General features: G+C 46.5%; 16 protein-coding genes and 1 tRNA gene. 9 read left to right on the forward strand and 8 right to left on the reverse strand.

Annotated features, from left to right (window positions below; all coding sequences use genetic code 11):
* Positions 1-4: 4 nt before the first annotated feature.
* The 3 genes from DCO16_RS02925 to DCO16_RS02935 are packed head-to-tail and all read left to right on the forward strand — an operon-like array spanning position 5 to position 2,721.
* Positions 5-766 carry a glycosyltransferase family 2 protein gene (locus DCO16_RS02925; protein WP_173942272.1) on the forward strand — a complete coding sequence of 254 codons (762 nt, stop codon included), beginning with the start codon at positions 5-7 and terminating at the stop codon, positions 764-766.
* The gene (locus DCO16_RS02930; protein WP_254598082.1) at positions 736-1,545 is read left to right on the forward strand and encodes a glycosyltransferase family 2 protein; all 810 of its coding nucleotides are present in this window, start codon (positions 736-738) and stop codon (positions 1,543-1,545) included. The genes DCO16_RS02925 and DCO16_RS02930 overlap by 31 nt, the downstream gene beginning before the upstream one ends.
* An 18-nt stretch (positions 1,546-1,563) precedes the next feature.
* Positions 1,564-2,721 carry a glycosyltransferase family 9 protein gene (locus DCO16_RS02935; RefSeq protein ID WP_173942273.1) on the forward strand — a complete coding sequence of 386 codons (1,158 nt, stop codon included), beginning with the start codon at positions 1,564-1,566 and terminating at the stop codon, positions 2,719-2,721.
* Between the two features lie 34 nt (positions 2,722-2,755).
* On the opposite strand, the gene dnaE is transcribed toward DCO16_RS02935, so the two are convergent.
* Positions 2,756-6,382, reverse strand: coding sequence for a DNA polymerase III subunit alpha (gene dnaE / locus DCO16_RS02940; protein ID WP_173942274.1), 3,627 nt, complete (start codon positions 6,380-6,382; stop codon positions 2,756-2,758).
* Positions 6,383-6,397: 15 nt separating this feature from the next.
* Here dnaE and gluQRS point away from each other — a divergent pair, with 15 nt between their 5' ends.
* Positions 6,398-7,351 (forward strand): tRNA glutamyl-Q(34) synthetase GluQRS, encoded by a 954-nt coding sequence (gene gluQRS, locus DCO16_RS02945; RefSeq protein ID WP_173942275.1) that lies wholly within the window; start codon positions 6,398-6,400, stop codon positions 7,349-7,351.
* On the opposite strand, the gene DCO16_RS02950 is transcribed toward gluQRS, so the two are convergent.
* From DCO16_RS02950 to DCO16_RS02960, 3 genes are all read right to left on the reverse strand, one after another.
* A complete protein-coding gene (locus DCO16_RS02950) occupies positions 7,338-8,771 on the reverse strand; it encodes a DEAD/DEAH box helicase (RefSeq protein WP_173942276.1) in 1,434 nt (477 codons plus the stop codon). The two genes, gluQRS and DCO16_RS02950, sit on opposite strands and share 14 nt — an antisense overlap.
* 6 nt (positions 8,772-8,777) lie before the next feature.
* A complete protein-coding gene (locus DCO16_RS02955; protein ID WP_173942277.1) occupies positions 8,778-9,185 on the reverse strand; it encodes a GlcG/HbpS family heme-binding protein in 408 nt (135 codons plus the stop codon).
* Between the two features lie 70 nt (positions 9,186-9,255).
* Entirely contained in the window at positions 9,256-10,440 is a 1,185-nt protein-coding gene (locus DCO16_RS02960) for a pyridoxal-phosphate-dependent aminotransferase family protein (RefSeq protein WP_173942278.1), read from the reverse strand.
* A gap of 181 nt (positions 10,441-10,621) precedes the next feature.
* Here DCO16_RS02960 and DCO16_RS02965 point away from each other — a divergent pair, with 181 nt between their 5' ends.
* Positions 10,622-11,302 (forward strand): GntR family transcriptional regulator, encoded by a 681-nt coding sequence (locus DCO16_RS02965; RefSeq protein WP_254598083.1) that lies wholly within the window; start codon positions 10,622-10,624, stop codon positions 11,300-11,302.
* Positions 11,299-14,388, forward strand: coding sequence for an FAD-binding and (Fe-S)-binding domain-containing protein (locus DCO16_RS02970; RefSeq protein WP_173942280.1), 3,090 nt, complete (start codon positions 11,299-11,301; stop codon positions 14,386-14,388). The genes DCO16_RS02965 and DCO16_RS02970 overlap by 4 nt, the downstream gene beginning before the upstream one ends.
* A 22-nt stretch (positions 14,389-14,410) precedes the next feature.
* Here DCO16_RS02970 and DCO16_RS02975 read toward each other — a convergent pair whose 3' ends face one another.
* From DCO16_RS02975 to queG, 3 genes are read right to left on the reverse strand one after another with little or no spacing between them, the layout of a single operon-like run.
* A complete protein-coding gene (locus DCO16_RS02975) occupies positions 14,411-14,752 on the reverse strand; it encodes an AzlD domain-containing protein (protein ID WP_173942281.1) in 342 nt (113 codons plus the stop codon).
* Complete coding sequence (locus DCO16_RS02980) at positions 14,752-15,510, reverse strand: AzlC family ABC transporter permease (RefSeq protein WP_173942282.1); 759 nt, start codon at positions 15,508-15,510, stop codon at positions 14,752-14,754. Before DCO16_RS02980 ends, DCO16_RS02975 begins: the two co-directional genes overlap by 1 nt.
* A 38-nt stretch (positions 15,511-15,548) precedes the next feature.
* Positions 15,549-16,652: a tRNA epoxyqueuosine(34) reductase QueG gene (gene queG, locus DCO16_RS02985; protein WP_173942283.1), complete on the reverse strand. Its 1,104-nt coding sequence runs from the start codon at positions 16,650-16,652 to the stop codon at positions 15,549-15,551.
* 43 nt (positions 16,653-16,695) lie between these two features.
* Between queG and tsaE the strand changes: the two genes are divergently transcribed.
* The 3 genes from tsaE (at position 16,696) to DCO16_RS03000 (ending at position 18,720) form a co-directional block, all read left to right on the forward strand.
* Positions 16,696-17,229: a tRNA (adenosine(37)-N6)-threonylcarbamoyltransferase complex ATPase subunit type 1 TsaE gene (gene tsaE, locus DCO16_RS02990; protein ID WP_173942284.1), complete on the forward strand. Its 534-nt coding sequence runs from the start codon at positions 16,696-16,698 to the stop codon at positions 17,227-17,229.
* Positions 17,226-18,557 carry an N-acetylmuramoyl-L-alanine amidase gene (locus DCO16_RS02995; protein ID WP_173942285.1) on the forward strand — a complete coding sequence of 444 codons (1,332 nt, stop codon included), beginning with the start codon at positions 17,226-17,228 and terminating at the stop codon, positions 18,555-18,557. Before tsaE ends, DCO16_RS02995 begins: the two co-directional genes overlap by 4 nt.
* Before the next feature lie 87 nt (positions 18,558-18,644).
* Positions 18,645-18,720: transfer RNA gene (locus tag DCO16_RS03000), tRNA-Lys, on the forward strand.
* 517 nt (positions 18,721-19,237) lie between these two features.
* Here the strand turns inward: DCO16_RS03000 and DCO16_RS03005 are convergent.
* Positions 19,238-19,564, reverse strand: coding sequence for a hypothetical protein (locus DCO16_RS03005; RefSeq protein WP_173942286.1), 327 nt, complete (start codon positions 19,562-19,564; stop codon positions 19,238-19,240).
* Positions 19,565-19,745 lie beyond the last annotated feature (181 nt).

A 19,745-nucleotide genomic window follows, 5' to 3' on the forward strand; every position in this document is an offset into this window, starting at 1 on the left:
AATTATGCCCACCTTATCTGTCATACTCATTACCCGCAATGAAGAGGCCAATTTGGCCGACTGTTTGGCATCCCTAGAGGGGATTGCCCAGCAAATTGTGGTGGTAGATACCAACAGCACCGACCGCACCCTAGAAATCGCTAAATTACATGGTGCCGTGGTAAGTCAGCCCCCTGATTGGCCGGGTTTTGGCCCCCAAAAGAATAGGGCCTTAGAGCTAGCAACGGGTGACTGGGTTCTTTCTCTGGACGCGGACGAACGACTCACACCAGCCCTCAGAAGTGAGATTCTGACTGCTATCAACCACCCAGCCCAGATCGATTGTTTTGCGATTCCTAGGTTGTCTTGGTACTGTGGCCGCTTTATTCGCCACTCTGGATGGAACCCAGACTATGTAGATAGATTATTTAAGAGAGGCACTGCCCGTTTTTCTACTGACTTAGTGCATGAACGTCTTTTGCCCGATAGTCAAGTCGCTAAATTAGAAAACCCGATGTTGCATTTTAGTTTTATGAATTACTCTCAAGTGCTCCAAAAGATTGATCGCTATTCGACAGCATCAGCAGAGCAAGCGTTTGCAAAAGGTAAAAGAAGCACCCCCCTGAAAGCGATATTGCATGGCTTATGGGCTTTTTTCAGAACCTACTTCATCAGAGCTGGATTTTTAGACGGCTCTGAGGGTCTTGCATTAGCGCTTTCTAATGCAGAGGGTAGCTACTATCGATATATGAAAATATGGCTTCTTCAACGCCAAGAAAAGAAATGAAGATCAGCGTTATTGTTGCTACCTACAACAGAGTTGATGCCCTCAATTTCGTATTGCAGTCTCTAGAGGCTCAAACAGATCATGATTTCGAAGTGGTGATTGCTGATGATGGATCAAGGGCAGACACCAAAGAGTTTATTGATACCTTTAAAAGTGTATCTAAGCTAACCATCAAGCATGTTTGGCATGAGGATCTTGGCTTTCGCCTATCACTAATCCGAAATCTTGCGAGCGCCCAGGCCTTAGGAGAATATTTAATATTTCTGGATGGCGACTGTATTGTGCAGCCTGATTTTGTCAGTCAGCATAGAAAATTATCAAAAAAAGGGTATTTGATTACAGGCAGTAGAGCCTTATTAAATGCGGTGCTCACCAAAGAGCTACTCTCTTGGTCGAGCTGGGACTTTAAGCGTTTCATGGCGAGCCTGCTGCGTTATCGCCTTAGCGGCGGTATCAACAAATTCTGGCCGCTGACTATCAAGTTAGGTGATGGATCATGGCGAAATTACAAAAAATTTGTATGGCGCCGTATTAAGGGTTGCAATATGGCATGCTGGAAGGTGGATGCATTAGCGATTGGTGGTTTTGATGAAACCATGACAGGCTGGGGGCATGAGGATGCAGATTTTGTTTTTAGACTTCAAAACATGGGTTTGATTCGTAAGTCTGGCTCTTGGTCCACCGAGGTCTTACACCTTTATCACTCTATCAATGATCAGTCCAATGCTGCAGAAAATGCCCGGCGGGTACGTGAAAAAATTCTGGCTAAAGCCAAATAAAATTCAGAAATCAATGTCATGAGCTCATTTTCAAGCTACAAACCTAAAAAGGTCTTGTTCATTGCGACCCGCCAAATTGGTGACGTCTTGGTGACTACCCCTTTAATTTCTAAAGCCCGTGAACTTTGGCCTGAGGCTGAGTTTCATTTTATGGGTTACCGCGGCAAGCTTGATATGCTCAAAGGCAATCAAGATATTGCCAAGATTATTGAAACTTCAGATCGCCCAAGTTTTGGAGAGTACCTTACTTTATTTTTCCGCCTTTTCCAACGCTATGATCTAGCCTTCATCACGCAGCCCAGTGATCGCGCCTATTTTTATGGCTCTGTAGCAGCTAATAAAAGAGTAGGCGTGCTTGGCGGTCACCCTCAAGGCCTTACTGAACTGGATCGAGCTAAAAAAAGTAAAAGTGACAAACAAAATGCTTGGAAGAAAGCGATCTGCTTGCATACCGTAGCAGTGGATTACTTTCATCAACATGTCATCACTGAAAAGATTCGCCTACTTGAAGCATTTTGCAAAACAACGGCAGATCTATTTAGCAAGCCCATCTCTGTCACTCCACCAAACGGGGAAGCCATCACCCCCAGTATTGCCAGTAAGCTACAGACGACCTATGTCGTAGTGCATCCAGGTCCATTAACTGCCTATAAGCGCTGGCCACTTGCCTACTGGCAAACCTTAATTACTTGGATGGTTGCCCAAGGTTGGCAAGTTGTTCTCAGTGCATCACCAGCAAAACAAGATTTGCAACTCAATCAAGACATTCTCTCTTTGCTTGACGATACAACCAGAAAAAATGTAATCGATACTGCCGGTCAATTAACTATTCCACAGGCAGGTACACTCATACGGACTGCGCTAGCTTATGTAGGCGTTGATACTTCCATTACCCACTTAGCAGCAGCCTGTAATACCCCAACCATCGCCTTATTTGGACCAACACCACCAAGTAACTTTGGTCCGTGGCCCAATGGCTTTATAGGCGAGCAGCCATACCAACTCAAAGCGCGTTCTCAAACGGTTGGTAACATCACAATTTTGCAAGGGCCAGGAGAATGTGTTCCTTGTCGTAAGGCAGGATGTGATGATCATGTCAATAGTCATAGTGAATGTCTTGACCAACTAGAACCTACCCAAGTCATTGAAGCACTTCAACGCATCACGCAGAAGTAAACTGCTGACTTGGTTGTTTTGTTATTTTGTTGATTTATAAATACTGAACTTGTACTACGTTCGATTGCTTAGCAGCTAAGATTTGATTAAGGCTATGTAAGCAAGCATCATCCGGATAGATTCGCAGATCCTCTGGAAACTGCATGAGACAAGCCCCTCCGCTAGTAGTGACGGCAGCAGTCAGCATGAGGCCCTTCATTCCTTCATTACCCCCCGACATCGTACTAAGTGCAGGGCCTAATTTAGGATCGCGTACTCGAGCACTCATTAAATAGGGGCTTAATTGGCTTCGCAAAGATCTCAAATCAATCGCAGAATCAATACTGAGGTGGAGATTACGTGCAAAGCGCATACGCGCCCCTGTGATATCCATCACCGCCTCTGAAATAATCCGCATCCCACCCGAAAATTTATCTGGTGTCACATTTACTTTAGCCACTAATAGTTCATCCTCCTTAAGCCAGGAGCGATTGGGTTCGTACACCTCACCGTATAAGGTGATTTCTAGAGCGGTAGTGCCATCATCAATCGTGGCAATCATCATGCGACCACGTTGCCCTGTGAGCATACGTGCGGAGGTAATAATGCCTGCGATCAGCTGGTCTTTGCCTTCCGTCACTTTTACAAGCGGTTGCCGAATAAAGTGGGCCGTCTCTTCGCGATAAGCATCAAACATATGGCCGCTGAGACAAAGACCTAAGGCAGATTTTTCTTCTTGCAAACGCTTCTTCTCTGACCATGCAGGTTCACGAACCAATTCTGGTAAGTGCAGGTCTGCCTCGCCTGCTGCCTCAAATAAGCTCACTTGATTAATGGAGGCTTCTGCTTGCTCAGCAGCCTCAATTGCCCGTGCCAGAGAAGCTAATAAAGTCGCACGAATATCATAAAGATTTCCGCCAGCAGGCATGGCGTCTTTATACAGACTGTCAAACGCACCAGCACGCATTAATGCTTCGATAGCGCGACGATTGACTTGCCTACGATCAACCCGTGCGCAAAAATCAAATAGGTCTTTAAATGGGCCGCCCGACTCACGCGCTTTGATGATCACTTCAATAGCAGCTTCACCTGTGCCCCTTACGGCACCCAAACCGTAACGAATATGACTCAGTGGTGCATCTAGTGGCGCATTGGGCGCGCGCAATGGTGTGAATACATATACGCCCGTATTAATATCAGGCGAGAACACCCGAATTCCATTAGCCAAGCAATCGTCATACAGAATCTTCACCTTATCGGTGTCATCCATTGCAAGCGATAAGTTGGCCGCCATAAATTCAGCAGGGTAATAAGCTTTTAGCCAAGCTGTTTGATAGGCTAAGAGTGCATAGGCGGCTGCATGAGACTTGTTAAAGCCATAGCCTGCAAAGCGCTCCATCAAGTCATAGATTTCGTTGGCTTTATATTCAGTAATACCGCCCAGTTTGGCGCCATCACTAAAAATCTTACGATGTTGTGCCATTTCTTCTGGTTTTTTCTTGCCCATTGCACGACGCAGCATATCTGCGCCACCCAATGAATAACCACCAATCAGCTGCGCCATCTGCATCACCTGCTCTTGGTACACCATGATGCCGTAGGTTTCTTGAAGAACAGGTTCGATACGAGGATCGGGGTACTCTACCTTTTGACGACCATGCTTACGCTCAATAAAGTCTGGTATCAAATCCATGGGGCCTGGTCGGTAAAGCGCTACCAGAGCAATAATATCTTCAAATCGATCTGGCTTAGCATCACGCAACATACCTTGCATGCCGCGACTCTCTAGCTGAAAAACGGCGACCGTATTGGCGTTCTTGAGTACTTCGAATGCTTTTTGATCATCGAGTGCAATTTCACCGATGTTCCAATCCTTGCGATCGGTATGTAAGATTTTAATCCACTTCTCCGCAGCGGCCAGAATGGTCAGGGTTGTTAATCCTAAAAAGTCAAACTTGACCAGGCCAATTGCTTCAACGTCATCCTTATCAAATTGACTAATGACTGAATTACTATTTTGATCTTTAGAGTCTTTTGCTTCTTGGGTATATAGCGGACAAAAATCCGTTAAACGGCCAGGGGCAATGAGCACACCACCGGCATGCATCCCCACATTACGGGTCATACCCTCTAACTGCTGCGCCAAGGATAAGAGTTGGCGCACCTCGTCTTCATTTTTCTCCCGCTCAGCTAATTGCTTTTCTTCTTTCTTCGCCATTTCAATAGTCATATATTGACCAGGCTTATTCGGAATTAATTTAGCAATTCCATCAACGAAGTTATATCCCTGCTCCAGCACACGGCCTACATCCCGAATGGCCGCTCTAGCTGCCATGGTTCCAAAAGTCACAATCTGACTGACCGCATCCTTACCGTACTTATCCTTTACATACTGAATCACGCGATCACGCCCCTGCTGACAAAAGTCAATATCGAAGTCAGGCATGGATACCCGTTCAGGATTCAAGAAACGTTCAAACAGCAAGTTGTAACGCAGGGGATCTAGATCCGTAATCCCTAATGAATACGCCACCAGCGATCCTGCACCAGAACCACGGCCCGGACCTACTGGCACGCCATTATTTTTCGCCCAGTTAATAAAGTCTGCCACGATCAGAAAATAGCCTGGGAAACCCATTTGCCCGATAGTTTTCACCTCAAATACGAGACGCTCTTGATAGCGCGCTTGTTCTTTGGCGCGTATTTCAGGATCAGGAAAGTTGCGCGCCATATGACGCTTTAGCCCAATTTCAGATTGCTGTAATAAATAATCATCCAAAGTAATGCCCGGTGGTGTCGGAAAATCCGGGAGGCGTGGCTGACCCAAAACCAAGGAGAGATTACAACGCTTGGCAATCTCTACCGAATTAGCAAGGGCTACTGGTAAATCAACAAAGCGTTTTTCCATCTCCTCTTGAGAGAGAAAATATTGCTCATCATTAAATTTCTTGGGACGACGTGGGTTACCTAAGAGTTCACCTTCAGCGATACACACCCGCGCTTCATGGGCTATGAAATCACTCTTTTTCATGAACTGCACGGGATGGGTTGCGACTACCGGCAGATCGAGTTCACTGGCGAGATGACACGCCAGTTGTAAGTGTTTTTCGTCTTGTGGGTGACCACCGCGCTGAATCTCCATAAAAAATGCATTAGGGAATAATGTAGCCCAGCGCTTAGCAGCCTCTTTCGCTTGATCTTCTTGGCCAGCCAAGAGTGCCGTACCAACATCACCCCAGCGCCCACCAGACAGGGCAATTAAACCATCGGCAAGAGTTTTCTTCGCCGCCTTATCTTCTGCTTTGGATGCAGGCTCTTTGAACCACTTCGGGTCGACCTCAGCCCGACCACGAGACTGATTATCTAAAGAGGCTTTGCTGAGTAACTGACACAGATTGAGATAGCCGGAATGATTTTGTACCAGCAGCAGTAAACGATGAGGTTGATCAGGGTCTTGCGGATTACTAACCCACACATCAGCGCCAGCAATGGGTTTTATTCCACCAGCACGCGCTGCAGTATAAAAACGTACTAAACCAAATAAATTACTTAAGTCGGTCAGGGCTAAGGCGCCCATGCCATCTTTTTCAGCTGTGGCAACTGCATCGTCAATACGTACAATGCCATCCGTGATAGAAAACTCGGAATGGACGCGCAGATGAACAAAACGGGGTAAAGGCATGAGATCATTTTAGCTGTGCCGAACTTAAAAAACCCTTCCTCCCCAGCCAAGGGCTATCGCGGGCGATTTGCCCCCTCACCTACTGGACCCCTCCATGCGGGATCCCTAGTTGCCGCCTTAGGAAGCTGGTTGGATGCCAAAAAACAAAGGGGTCAATGGCTGCTCAGAATCGAGGATCTGGATACCCCCAGATGCATTCCCGGGGCAGATCAAGAAATCATGCGCCAGCTGCTTGCTTGCGGCCTATCTTGGGACGAGGAGCCCAGTTGGCAATCTGAGCGTAAGGAGGGCTATCAAGAGGCTCTAGAATGCTTAAATGAGCGCAGCCTGGTGTATTCCTGCATATGTTCTCGTCAAAGCATTACCAGCACTCTGGAAGCTGATGGGCTCATTACTCCCCGCAATCAAGAAATAGTCTACCCAGGCACCTGTCGCCCTAAGGCTATCCAACCCCAACAAGCAATACAAGATCCATCGATCAAAGTCGCCTACAGATTGGCCTTGCCTCCAAACCAATCTATTAAATTTGAGGATTTAGCTTTGGGAACACAAAAGCAAAATCTCAATACCGAGGTTGGGGATTTTGTTTTGCGCAGACGGGATGGCCTATTCACTTACCAACTGGCTTTGGTTGTGGATGATGCTCTGCAAGGTATTACCCACGTTGTGCGTGGCCAAGATTTGCTGAGCAATACAGCACGACAAATTCATTTACAGCAGGCGCTTGAATATTCAGTGCCTGAATATCTACATTTACCGCTGGTACTGGATGAGCATGGTGAAAAACTGAGTAAGCAAACTTTAGCAGTAGCGGTTCATACCGAGGATGCAAGTCAATCCTTAACAGCATTACGTCAAGCGGCGATCCACTTAGGTTTACTTGACTTGCCAGATAGCCAGCACATTTCCATTGCTGAGTGGCTTTTAGCGGCCACTCACGCTTGGAATAGAAAAACTATTTTTTCTTAAGGCCGCCGAGTAAAGCGCCGACAGCCGACTTAGCAGGCGTAATGCCTACTTTTTTCTCTACTGACGATCCATTCACGGAATCAGCGCTGCCCGTCTTCGGTGTTGCTGCTGCCTCATAAGGCTGATAGAAAAAGGGGTCTGCATGTTGCTTAGGGGAAGATGAACGCTGACTTTGGCTCGAACTTTGACTCGAACTCGGGATGGAGATAGCTGGTAAAGGCATGACATCTAACTTGCGCTTCATCAACTTTTCAATATCATCTAACAAACGCTTTTCACTATCGTCTACTAAAGCAATAGCATCGCCTTTGCTACCAGCGCGACCAGTACGGCCAATGCGGTGAATAAAATCTTCCGCGTTATAGGGTAGCTCGTGATTAATCACACAAGGCATTGACGGAATATCTAAGCCGCGTGCCGCAACATCGGTAGCGACTAAAGCTTCAATGGCCCCTGATTTGAATGCATCGAGTGTCAAGGTACGCTCACCTTGGCTTTTATCGCCATGAATAGCGCCAGCCTTAATGCCATCGCGCTCTAAGGCTCGTGCTAATTTAGCGCAGCCCAAGCGGCTATTGGTAAAAATGATGCACTGACGTGATAAACCTTGACGGGTACGAGCTTCTAATACTTTGATAATCGCGCGCTGCTTGTCCGCACTCGACACCATATGCACTACTTGCTTAACAGTATCTGCCGCAGCATTTTGCCGTGCCACTTCAACAGTCACCGGCGTACGCAAATAACTTTGTGCGAGCCTCTTGATCTCAGGTGAGAAGGTTGCTGAAAATAACAGGGTTTGTCGCGCTGCTGGAATGAGGTCAATGATGCGCTGAAGATCTGGCAAGAAGCCCATATCGAGCATGCGATCTGCTTCATCTAAAACGAGAATTTCTACTTGAGAGAGATTGGCTACTTTTGAACCCAAGTGATCAAGCAAACGTCCTGGGGTAGCAATCAAAATTTCTACGCCACCACGCAATGTTGCAACCTGTTCTTTCATATCCACGCCACCATAGACAACCGCAGACCGAAGATGTGTGTGACGAGAATAACTCGCAGCATTTTCAGAGACTTGAACTGCTAATTCTCGGGTGGGCGTGAGTACTAAAGCACGAATCGGGTGGCGCGCAGGAGAAGAGCTACTGCTAGCGTGACGCAAAATCTGCTGAATAATCGGCAGTACAAATGCGGCCGTCTTACCAGTACCCGTTTGGGCAGCACCCATCAAATCACGCCCAGCCAGAACGTGGGGAATCGCTTGTGCTTGTATCGGGGTGGGTATGGTGTAACCCTGCTCTAAGACCGCTTTCTGAATCTGTGGGTCTAAACCAAAGTCAGCGAAGGTGATGGTTGCTTGGGGGGCTGCAGAGTCTGCTGCCTCCGTGGGGGTATTTATTTCAGGAACAGTATTGATCAAAGTAACTTACAGAATAGCTGCAATGCCGGCTTTTGCAGTTTCGGCATCCTCAGTTGATTTAACGCCGGAAACGCCGACTGCGCCGATGGTAAAACCATTTACATCGATATTGACACCACCTTCTAACATGCCTGAAATATGGGGGGCAGATAAGAAGGAGGTACGTCCGTTATTAATAATTTCTTCGTAAACACGGCTCTCGCGTTTACCCATGGCGGCAGTGCGTGCCTTCTCTTGAGCAATATAAGAAGAGACAGGCGCACAACCATCGCGACGAATTAAACCCATAACGTGACCACCATCATCACAGACAGCGATCGTGACTGCAAAATTATTTTTAGCCGCATGCTGATTTGCAGCGTCCAAAATCTTTTGCACATCTGCTTGAGTTAAATAAGGTTTAGTCGCTAACATGGGTATTCTTTCTGTCTCTAATGCTGCTGGTATATATAGTGAATTATAAGTTGAGTCGAGTAATGCAGGCTTATTTCAGAAACTCCTGCGCTGCAACCACCCCACTAGCCTTAGGTTTGTAGCCCATAGCCCCTAGGCTCATTTCCACCCCGCTCAAGGCCGCCATCAAGCTCAGCTCATTGCAATCGCCCAAATGGCCAATACGGAAGGCTTTCCCTTTAATTTTGCCTAAACCAGTACCCAAAGAGAGATTGAACTTCTCTAAGGCATGTTTACGTAACTTATCGGCATCCATCCCTTCGGGCACCTTGATGCAGGTCAATACGGGTGAGCAGCAGTCCTGATCTTGACTTTGATTCTCAAGACCCCAAGCATCGACTGCATGACGACAGGCTGCTGCCAAACGTTGATGGCGGGCGAAGATTGTTTCTAGGCCTTCTGTCATCATCATATCCATCGCTTCATGCAAGCCGTACATCAAATTAGTACTGGGTGTAGTTGGCCAGTAACCTGTTTTATTAGATTCTAAAATTTCATCCCAAGCCCAATACGATTTAAATGATTTGTTCGTTTTACTCACTTCAATAGCACGTGCAGAGAGTGCATTAAAGCCAATCCCGGGGGGGAGCATCAAACCTTTTTGCGAGCCAGAAACAGTGACATCTACACCCCAGTCATCATGGCGATAATCCGCTGAACCCAAGCCAGACACGCTATCCACGATTAATAAGGCAGGATGATTGGCAGCATCAATTGCTTTACGTACTGCAGCGATATTAGAGGTCACCCCGGTAGAAGTTTCGTTATGCACAACACAAACTGCTTTAATGGCGTGCTGTGTATCTTTCATTAAACGCTCTTCGATTACCGCTGCGTCAACACCCCAACGCCAGGTGTCTTGACCAGGCTTACCAACAACCTCTACATTTAAACCAAGACGTTGACCTAAGGTACGCCACAAATTCGCAAAATGGCCAGTTTCATAAAAGAGGACATGATCACCAGGATTTAATACATTCACTAAAGCACCTTCCCAAGAGCCTGTGCCTGATGCCGAATAAATCATGACGGGTTGTTTAGTCTGAAAAATCTTCTTAATGCCCTCTAAAACCTGAAGACCAAACACACCAAATTCTGGACCACGGTGATCAATGGTTTGGTAGCTGATGGAGCGCAGCACCCGGGATGGCACTGGACTAGGGCCAGGAATGTGTAAGAAATGACGTCCAGAAAGGTGGTTATCTAGTTTTAGCATGCTCAGTCTCGCGTAGTTTGGTAATTAATCTTGGACGTCAGTGTAAGCGAATTTTGTGAAATTCTCAATTTTGTATACAAATTTATTTAAAATAATCTAAAATAAGCTTGTTTTAAAGGGCTTTAGTTGCCTAAAAATCATTTATAGTTAATTTGTATACAAAATTTAGCTAATGGACATCGTGCTTACAACGCAAAATCATACCCAAAACCTGCATGAAGCAACCTTTCAGAAGTTGAGAGCCCTACTAGTGGAAGGTGCCATCACTCCTGGCAGCAAACTCAATGAGCGGGAACTGGCAGAACAACTAGAGGTATCTCGCACTCCTATTCGAGAGGCGATTCGTCGTCTGGCTGCGGATGGCCTAGTAGAGCTCATCACCAATCGTGGTGCCATTGCAGTACAACTAAGTAGAGAAGACATTCTTCACACTTTTGATGTGATTGCAAATTTAGAGGCTTACTCAGGAGAGTTGGCTGCACAGAATATTAGTGATCAAGCACTGATTGAATTAGAGGCCCTTCAGTATGAAATGATGGCATCGTATGCCCGCAGGGACTTATCTAGCTATTACCGCTTAAATCTGCAAATTCATAAGGCCATTAACCAAGCCGCGAATAATCCCGTATTGAGTCAACTCTTTACGCAAGTGAATGCACGTATTGAAGCGCTCCGCTTTCGATCTAATCAAGATGGTGTGAAGTGGGAGAAGGCCGTTGAAGAGCATCAAGAAATGCTCGATGCTTTAAAGGCGCGCGATGTAGCACGGATACGAAAAGTCATGATGCAGCACGTAATGAATAAGCGCAACGTGGTCGTCCAATTACTTGATTCAGAAACTTTAACGAAATCCGCCGCATGAACAAGCCTCTTGATATTAAAGCATTAGTCGCTGATCAAACAATATTAGCAAAACGTCTACGTCAAGAAACCTCTGGCGAAGTCATGACCGATATGGCGAGTCGTGGACGCTACGCTACGGACGCATCCATCTACCAAGCAATGCCCGTTGCCGTATTAGTACCTAAGACTGCTGAAGATGTTGCTACTGCCATTCAAATTGCAGCTGAGCTTAAAGTGCCAGTCCTTCCCCGCGGCGGAGGTACGAGTCAATGCGGGCAGACAACCGGTACTGCACTCGTGATTGATAACAGCAAATACTTTCGTAAGCTGCTGGATGCGGATCCAGTCAATGCTACTGCAGTGGTAGAGCCCGGCATGGTTCTAGATCATCTAAATGCTGCCCTGAAACCCCACGGGCTCTGGTACCCCGTAGACGTCTCTACAGGTGGACAAGCAACCATCGGTGGCATGGCTGGTAATAACTCTTGCGGTAGTCGTTCCATTGCCTATGGCAATATGGTGCACAACGTATTAGGTATTGATGCTTGGCTAGCCAATGGCCAAGTTGCGCGCTTTGGTAACTATGCCAATAGCACTGGCGCTGCAAAACCCCTAGGCGATTTTGTGAAGCAGCTCTCAGACAAATTACAACCTGAAATCGAGGCGCATTTTCCGAAAGTATTACGCCGCGTTGCAGGCTATAACTTAGATGTCTTTCATCCCCAGAGTGAACTTCCCTATACCACTGATGGTAGCGTGAACTTAGCCCACCTCTTGGTTGGTAGCGAGGGTACCTTAGCGTATTTCAAATCGCTTGAGCTCAAGTTGGCGCCATTGCCACAACATAAAGTGTTGGGGGTTGTGAACTTTGCTAGCTTCTTCAAAGCCATGGACAGCGCACAACATATTGTCAAACTCGGTCCTACTGCTGTAGAGCTTGTTGATCGCACCATGATTGATTTAGCCCGTCATAATCCGAGTTTTAAGAAAACCATTGAAACTGGTTTAATTGATCCAAGCAGTCAAACTCCAGAGGCGATCTTGCTGGTAGAGTTCTCTGGTGAAGCCCATGCGTCCTTGCTAGATAAATTAAAGCTATTACAAAATCTTATGGGTGATTTAGGGCTTCCCGGCTCAGTAGTGCTCATGTCAGATGCCAGCCTGCAAAAGAATTTATGGGAAGTACGTAAAGCCGGTCTTAACATCATGATGAGCTTAAAAGGTGATGGCAAACCTGTCAGCTTCATTGAAGACTGTGCCGTACCCCTTGAAAGCCTGGCTGAATACACTCAAGCCCTCACCGATGTATTTGCCAAGTATGGGTCGCGTGGGACGTGGTATGCCCATGCCTCAGTAGGTACTTTGCATGTACGCCCCATCTTAGATATGCGTCGTGATGGCGCCCAAAAAATGCGGGCTGTTGCTGAGGAGGCTTCCGTCTTAGTACGCAAGTACAAAGGTGCCTATAGCGGCGAACATGGTGATGGTCTTTGTCGAGGTGAGTGGATCTCCTGGCAATTTGGTCCAAAGATTACCCAAGCATTATCAGAAATCAAACGGGCATTTGATCCTAAGGGCTTATTTAATCCTGGCAAGATTATTGATCCACCCAAGATGGATGATGCAAATTATTTCCGCTACCCTCCTAGCTATCGAGTCATTCCGTTGAAGCCTGCATTAGATTGGTCTGCTTGGAACGTCCAAAATGATCCTGTTACCGAAGCCACTACCGCACCAGGTACGGGTGGTGATCCAGCCCTCGGTTTAGCTAAGGCAGTCGAGATGTGCAATAACAATGGTCACTGCCGTAAGTTTGATGCTGAAGTGATGTGCCCTAGCTACCGCGTTACTAGAGATGAGAAACACCTTACCCGGGGCCGAGCCAACACCTTGCGACTAGCCCTGTCTGATCAGTTAGATATTCCTAATAATAGTAGGGCCTCTGCTTCGCCTTTAGCGAGCGATGCCATCAAAGAAGTGATGGATCTCTGTGTGAGCTGCAAAGCCTGCCGCCGTGAATGCCCTACTGGTGTAGATATGGCAAAGATGAAAATTGAGTTTTTATCTGCCTACAAAAAACGTGTAGGTCACTCCTTGCGCGATCTGGCAGTGGCGTATTTACCTAAGTATGCCTCCATCATCAGCGCTATTCCGGGGCTACCAGCCCTACTGAATCTACGTAATCACATTTCCATCATTGCTCAATTACAAGAGCGCTTCATGGGAATTTCTGCGCAACGTAGCCTACCCATTTGGAAAGCCAAAACTTTTTGGAATAAGCCGCAGGCCATTGCCCCCTATCAATTTACCGCAGAAGAATTATCCAAAGAGGATGTAAACGGAAATAAAGGCGTTGTCTTACTGGCCGATACATTTAATGCTTATTTTGAAGATGAGAATTTGCAAGCAGCCCTTCAGGTTCTCAAACATGCCGGTTATCGGGTGCATATTCCTCAAAAATCAAAAACGCCAGACGTTAGTACTTTAAACAACACCTGCTCTAAAGAATTTTGCTGTGGACGCACATTCTTAGCAGCCGGTATGGTGGACAAAGCAAAAGAAACCTTAGGGGAGTTAGTAGATCATCTCAGTCCGTATGCGGAAAAAAATATTCCGATTATTGGTCTTGAGCCTTCCTGCTTATTTACTCTTAAAGATGAAGCTTTGGTGATGGGTTTCGGTGAGCGCGCCATTAGTGTGAGCAAGCATGCTCAACTCTTAGAGGAATTCTTAGCCCAGGAATCAAAGGCAGGTAAGCTTAAGCTGACCCTCAAAGCGGCTACGCGCCCAGTTCTATTCCATGGGCATTGTCACCAGAAATCATTTGCCGCGGTCACGCCAGCTTTAGAACTACTCAAGCTCATCCCTAATGCTGAACCTAAGCTAATCGAAACCTCTTGCTGTGGCATGGCAGGTAGTTTTGGTTATGAGTCTGAACACATTGATGTGTCTAAGAAAATGGCGGAGTTAAGTCTTTTACCCGCTATTCGTAAATCACCGGATAGCTGGGTAGTGGCCGATGGTACGAGTTGCCGCCACCAAATTGCAGATGGTACACAAAGAGAAGCCGTGCATATCGCTAAGATCTTGGCAGCGCATCTCTAAACTTCTCCTCTGAATGCCTGCCTTAGCGCATCACTCCATAAGAGACCATCAAAATCGTTCCAGTCAATAAGGCTGGAACGAGGCGACGTGCCGGTGTGGAAATCATGACACCCACACTCAAGACACAAATCAATATCCGTATCCATACGGGAACGGTGGCAAGTAAGCCAACGGGCATCAAGATCAAACGTACGGTGAGTGAAGCCACCATAGCGTAAGTGACTGCAGCTAGCCAACGAAAGACTTCACTATCTTGATTAATCCGACCTGAGACTAAGACACCGATGGCTCGACAAATATAGGTTCCAACGCACGCCCCAATCAGCGCAATCCATAGACCCCAACCTTGAAGAACATTATCCATTAGCCCATCACTCCTGCTCTTTTGCGTAAGACTTTTCGATCAATCAAATACGCAATCGTTCCGGCTACTAAGCCCGTAGTGAGCAAGCTAGTATCGCGATCCAAGATATAAAAAACGGGTCCTAATAAGCAACCTAAAACGATGGCAATCCGATTACCCCAGGGTTTGATTTCTGTAAAGGTAAGGAGAAAAAATAGGGGGTTAATAAAGATGAGGCCAAGTGTGATGGCCTGCGGAACAAATCCTGCCAAAAAATATCCCAATACCGTTCCTGGAATGGAGATCAGCCAGCACAACATGCCTAGCCCCAAAAAATAACTCAATCGATGCTTGGCTTCAATGGAGTGAAACTCGCGCATGGATACTGCCCAAGCAGTCATCGCCAGTAGATGCACAGAGGCATACAGCCCAAGATTGCGATCTTTTTCATGAAACTGGGGGAATAGTGTGACTGTCATCGTAACAAACCGAGTAGCCGTTAAGCTCACTGCTAATGCAATGGCGACAGCAGATGAGCCCGTGAGAGCCATCTCCATCAATACCACTTGTCCGGGTAACGCAAACATAAAGAAGGTACTGAAGGTCGTGAACCAAACGTCAAAGCCATTGGTCCTACCCATCGCACCAAAACCCACCATCCCTGCAAATAGCACCATAGCAGGCGCTCCGGTTGCATCACGAATTCCTGACCAGAAAGCCTCTTTACGATCTTGGTATCGTTGGACACTTTCCGCTTGAGGAGGCTGTGGGGAATTCATAGGGTGATTGTAAGACCAGAATAGAAGCTGGCTTTCATTCAGGCGGATGGGGGCATCAGTGCCCACTGAATATGTTCGGACACCAGATCATCGGCCTGAGGTAATGATGTTTTGAGCGCTTTTCTAACAAGCTCTTTTTCAGAATCCGATATGTCGCTGGCTGTCAAACTATTCCCCAAGGCTACTGCCAAGTTTCTACGCCATCGCGCATAACCTATCCGACGAATCGCACTCCCCTCGTGACGCTTCTCAAACTCAGCCTCGGTCCAAGACCAGAGATGTAAGAGGCTCGATCCACCTAAACCATGACGCTCAGCAAAATCAGGTAGCGCAGATCGCTGTGCAAATTTATTCCAAGGGCAAATCAGTTGGCAATCATCACATCCATAAACACGATTACCCATCGCTTTACGAAACTCTAGAGGAATCGCATCCGGGTTTTCAATGGTTAAATAAGAGATACAACGGCGGGCATCTAATTGATAAGGCGCTGTAATTGCTTGGGTAGGACAAACATCGATACACGCTTGGCAGGTACCGCAATGCTCTTGAACCTCTTGATCCATCGGTAAAGGAATATCTACCAAGATCTCCCCCAAGAAAAAAGTCGATCCGGATTCTCGATTCAATAAGAGGGTATGTTTGCCACGCCAACCTAAGCCTGCTTTGCGGGCTAATTCCACTTCCATCAATGGTGCAGAATCCGTAAATACACGGTAACCAAAAGGGCCGATACGCGCTTCGATTAGTTTGGATAAGGCCTGCAGGCGATGACGTAAGACCTTGTGATAATCGCGCCCACGGGCATACAGAGAGACCATTGCCTGACGCGGGTCTGCTAAACCTTGCCACTCCTGATCGATATCGATTTGAGGAGAAAGATAATTCATGGTGACACAAATAACACGCACTGTGCCAGGTACTAAGAGCGCGGGGTCAGATCGAACCTCGGCATGCCGAGTCATGTACTCCATCTTGCCATGGCGCCCTTGTGCCAGCCACGCATGCAGACGCTCACTAGCGGGCCCCACATGGGTATCTGTAATCCGCAGCGCATCAAAACCTAATTTGCACGACTCGGCATCGAGCCATTCTCGAAGAGCGGACGGGTCAAAAGTCAGTGGCACTACGAAAGAAGTCATCAGGAATGCGGAATGAAGTTCAATAATTGAATAAACTAAGGAAATGGCTCAAAACATCTTTATTCAACATTGTAGGCAGGAAGCAGAAACTACTGTTGTTTCCAAAAGATTGGCCTTGAGTATCCGGCAGTTTTTCAAGCTAAACCCTGCTACCCATTTCAATATCTCCCTTGTAGGCAATCTGGGGGCGGGTAAGACCACCTTTGCTCGGCACTTTATCCAAAGCTTGGGATATGAAGGTCCCGTGAAGAGCCCTACTTACACCCTATGTGAGCCCTACTCGATTGAACCCGCGATGTCAGGCGGTCTGCAACATCCCATGTCAGTACACCACTTTGACCTGTACCGCATGCAAGATCCTCGGGAATGGCAAGAGGCAGGTTTTGTGGAGTACTTTGATGAACCAGGCTTGTGCTTAGTAGAGTGGCCAGAAAAGGCTGAGGGTACGCTGCCTGCATTTGATCTTCAGATTTTCCTCTCTTCAACGGAGGATGAAAATGAGAGAGTGATCGAACTCACCGCCCTCTCACCCACTGGCATCGTAGTATTGCAAGCACTTCATCTGCAGACTTTATGAGTAAGCTTTTAACAAATCTCTCTAGAAGAAGGCATCTGCAGGCTTCTGCAAAGCTTCTGGGCTTTGTTCTTCTGTTAGGTGAGATGGAGATCGCTTGGGGAGCGAAGATTTTAGGTGTGCGCATTTGGCCAGCAGAAGACTACACCCGTATCACACTGGAGTCTGATAAAGCACTCCCCATTACCCAGCAACTACTCAGCGATCCCAATCGCTTAGTAGTGGATATCCAGGGCATGGAACTCAATCCTACCCTGAAGGATTTAGTCGCTAAAGTCAAACCGAATGACCCGTATGTCTCACAAGTTCGGGTGGGGCAATTTCAGCCAGGTACGGTGCGTTTAGTCTTCGATCTCAAAGAACCCATTAAGCCCCAGCTTTTTACCTTAGAGCCTGTGAGCGAGTACCAATACCGGATGGTCCTCGATCTCTACCCCAGCACTCCTCCAGATCCTTTGATGGAACTGGTCAAAAGCAGTGCGCGTAAAGAGAGTGCACTTGGAAAAGCCAATGAAGAGATTGATCTGATTGCTCAATTTGCTACTAAGAAAGAACTTCCTAAAGGCCCTGTTGCACAAGCCATACCCGAAGCAAAAGAAAGCCCTGCCCCAGCCAAATACAGACGCCTCATTACCATTGCGATTGATCCGGGTCATGGAGGCGAAGATCCTGGTGCGATTGGCAGTATGGGCTCAAAAGAAAAAAATATTGTCCTGTCTATTGCCAAACGCTTGCGTGACAAGATTGAAGGTGAAAGCTACATGCGCTCATTCCTCACTCGGGATGGTGATTATTTTGTACCACTGCATGTTCGAGTACAAAAAGCACGCCGTGTGGAGGCTGATTTATTTGTCTCGATTCATGCAGATGCGTTTATTGAAAAAAGAGCGCGGGGGGCTTCCGTATTTGCCTTATCCCAGATGGGAGCTAGTAGCACGACAGCGCGCTGGATGGCTAATAAAGAAAATGCTTCTGATTTAATTGGTGGCATTAATATTAAGACTCAAGATAAGCAAGTTGCCAACCTCTTACTAGATATGTCGACTACCGCACAAATCAAAGATTCACTACAAGTAGGCAACTCTATTCTGAAGCAAATTGGTGGCTTTGCACCGCTACATAAGCCCCAAGTGGAGCAAGCCAGCTTTGCCGTTTTAAAGGCTCCAGATATCCCATCGATCTTGATAGAAACTGCCTTTATTAGCAATCCTCAAGAAGAGGCTAGGCTCAATGATGATGGCTACCAAGACCGAATTGCTGAGGCGATTTTGAAGGGAATTAAGGACTATTTCTCTAAAAATCCACCTGTAGCAAGACGGACAAACTCGTAAAACTCTTGTAAGTAGAGGGCATTAGGGAGGCACTACCCCAACCTAGGTATGTTGATCGGACTTCTTGCTATAATTTCATTCTTTACTGGGTCGGTAGCTCAGTCGGTAGAGCAGCGGACTTTTAATCCGTTGGTCGCGAGTTCGAATCTCGCCCGACCCACCAAGCTATATGGATAAGCGCACGAAAGTGCGCTTTTTCTTTTGCTACACACCGCTTACACACTTCTTGCCCATTTTCACTACCCCCTTTAAGCTATTGGCTTAGAGAGCGATAAATGAGCCTACAAAAGCCCACTACACATACCCTCATAGAAAAGCTTTCTCAAGTAGTGGACCTAAATTGACAGCATTTCACCTTTACTAATAAAAATAACCACAACATCAATAATGCCAACAATTAATAATGAGTCAATTTCTCTTTGATGCGGGCTTACGCCCTCCTCTACATGGCACTCTTATAACCTTATAGATGCACCATAACTTACTTTTTTAACGCTGACTTTGACTATTCAGCCGCCTTTTGCTTAGCAGTCAGGTTTATTGCGGTTTATTAAGTTTTGTGAAGGAAATTAGACAAGCATCTCTTGTAAAGCCGTTTTTTGACTGAAACTAGATTGCATGGTGGGAATGCTAAGAAACCATTTTATTTGTGGTGATCGTAAGGCAACATATTGAATTAGTTACAGATCAACTTGGTCAATAAAACTAATTGGGCAAGACTGAGTGATTATTTGCTTTGTAAAACAGAATTCCAACTTACGCCAATTATTTTCTTTATACCGAGTACTCCATACCTTTAGATCCATAGGCCGCTGAGTAGGCTTATTGGACTCTAAAAAGAGCATATCACCTACTGAGTAAGTGGTCTTATATCTATTAAAACCTCTGTATATTTCAACGTTTGGTACGAGAACCTTTACTTCAAATGCATGAGGCTCTTTTTTAATAACAATAGACTCAATAAAGCCTTCTTTTGTGAGTAATGCGATAAATTGTGAGTAGCTCATTTTAAATATGGTCGGGCTTGTAAAACAGGGGCATATTGTGACCAGTTTAGGGTGTATTCCGCGTGGCGCGATAATGAATATATGCAGTACGGGCCTCAAGCCATGCTGTCCAAAGGTTATTTATAAGGGATTTAAAGGCATTCAAAATTGATTCTTTCAAGTTGTTAGGGTAATTACTTAG

The sequence above is a fragment of the Polynucleobacter antarcticus genome (assembly GCF_013307245.1).
GTDB lineage: Bacteria > Pseudomonadota > Gammaproteobacteria > Burkholderiales > Burkholderiaceae > Polynucleobacter > Polynucleobacter antarcticus.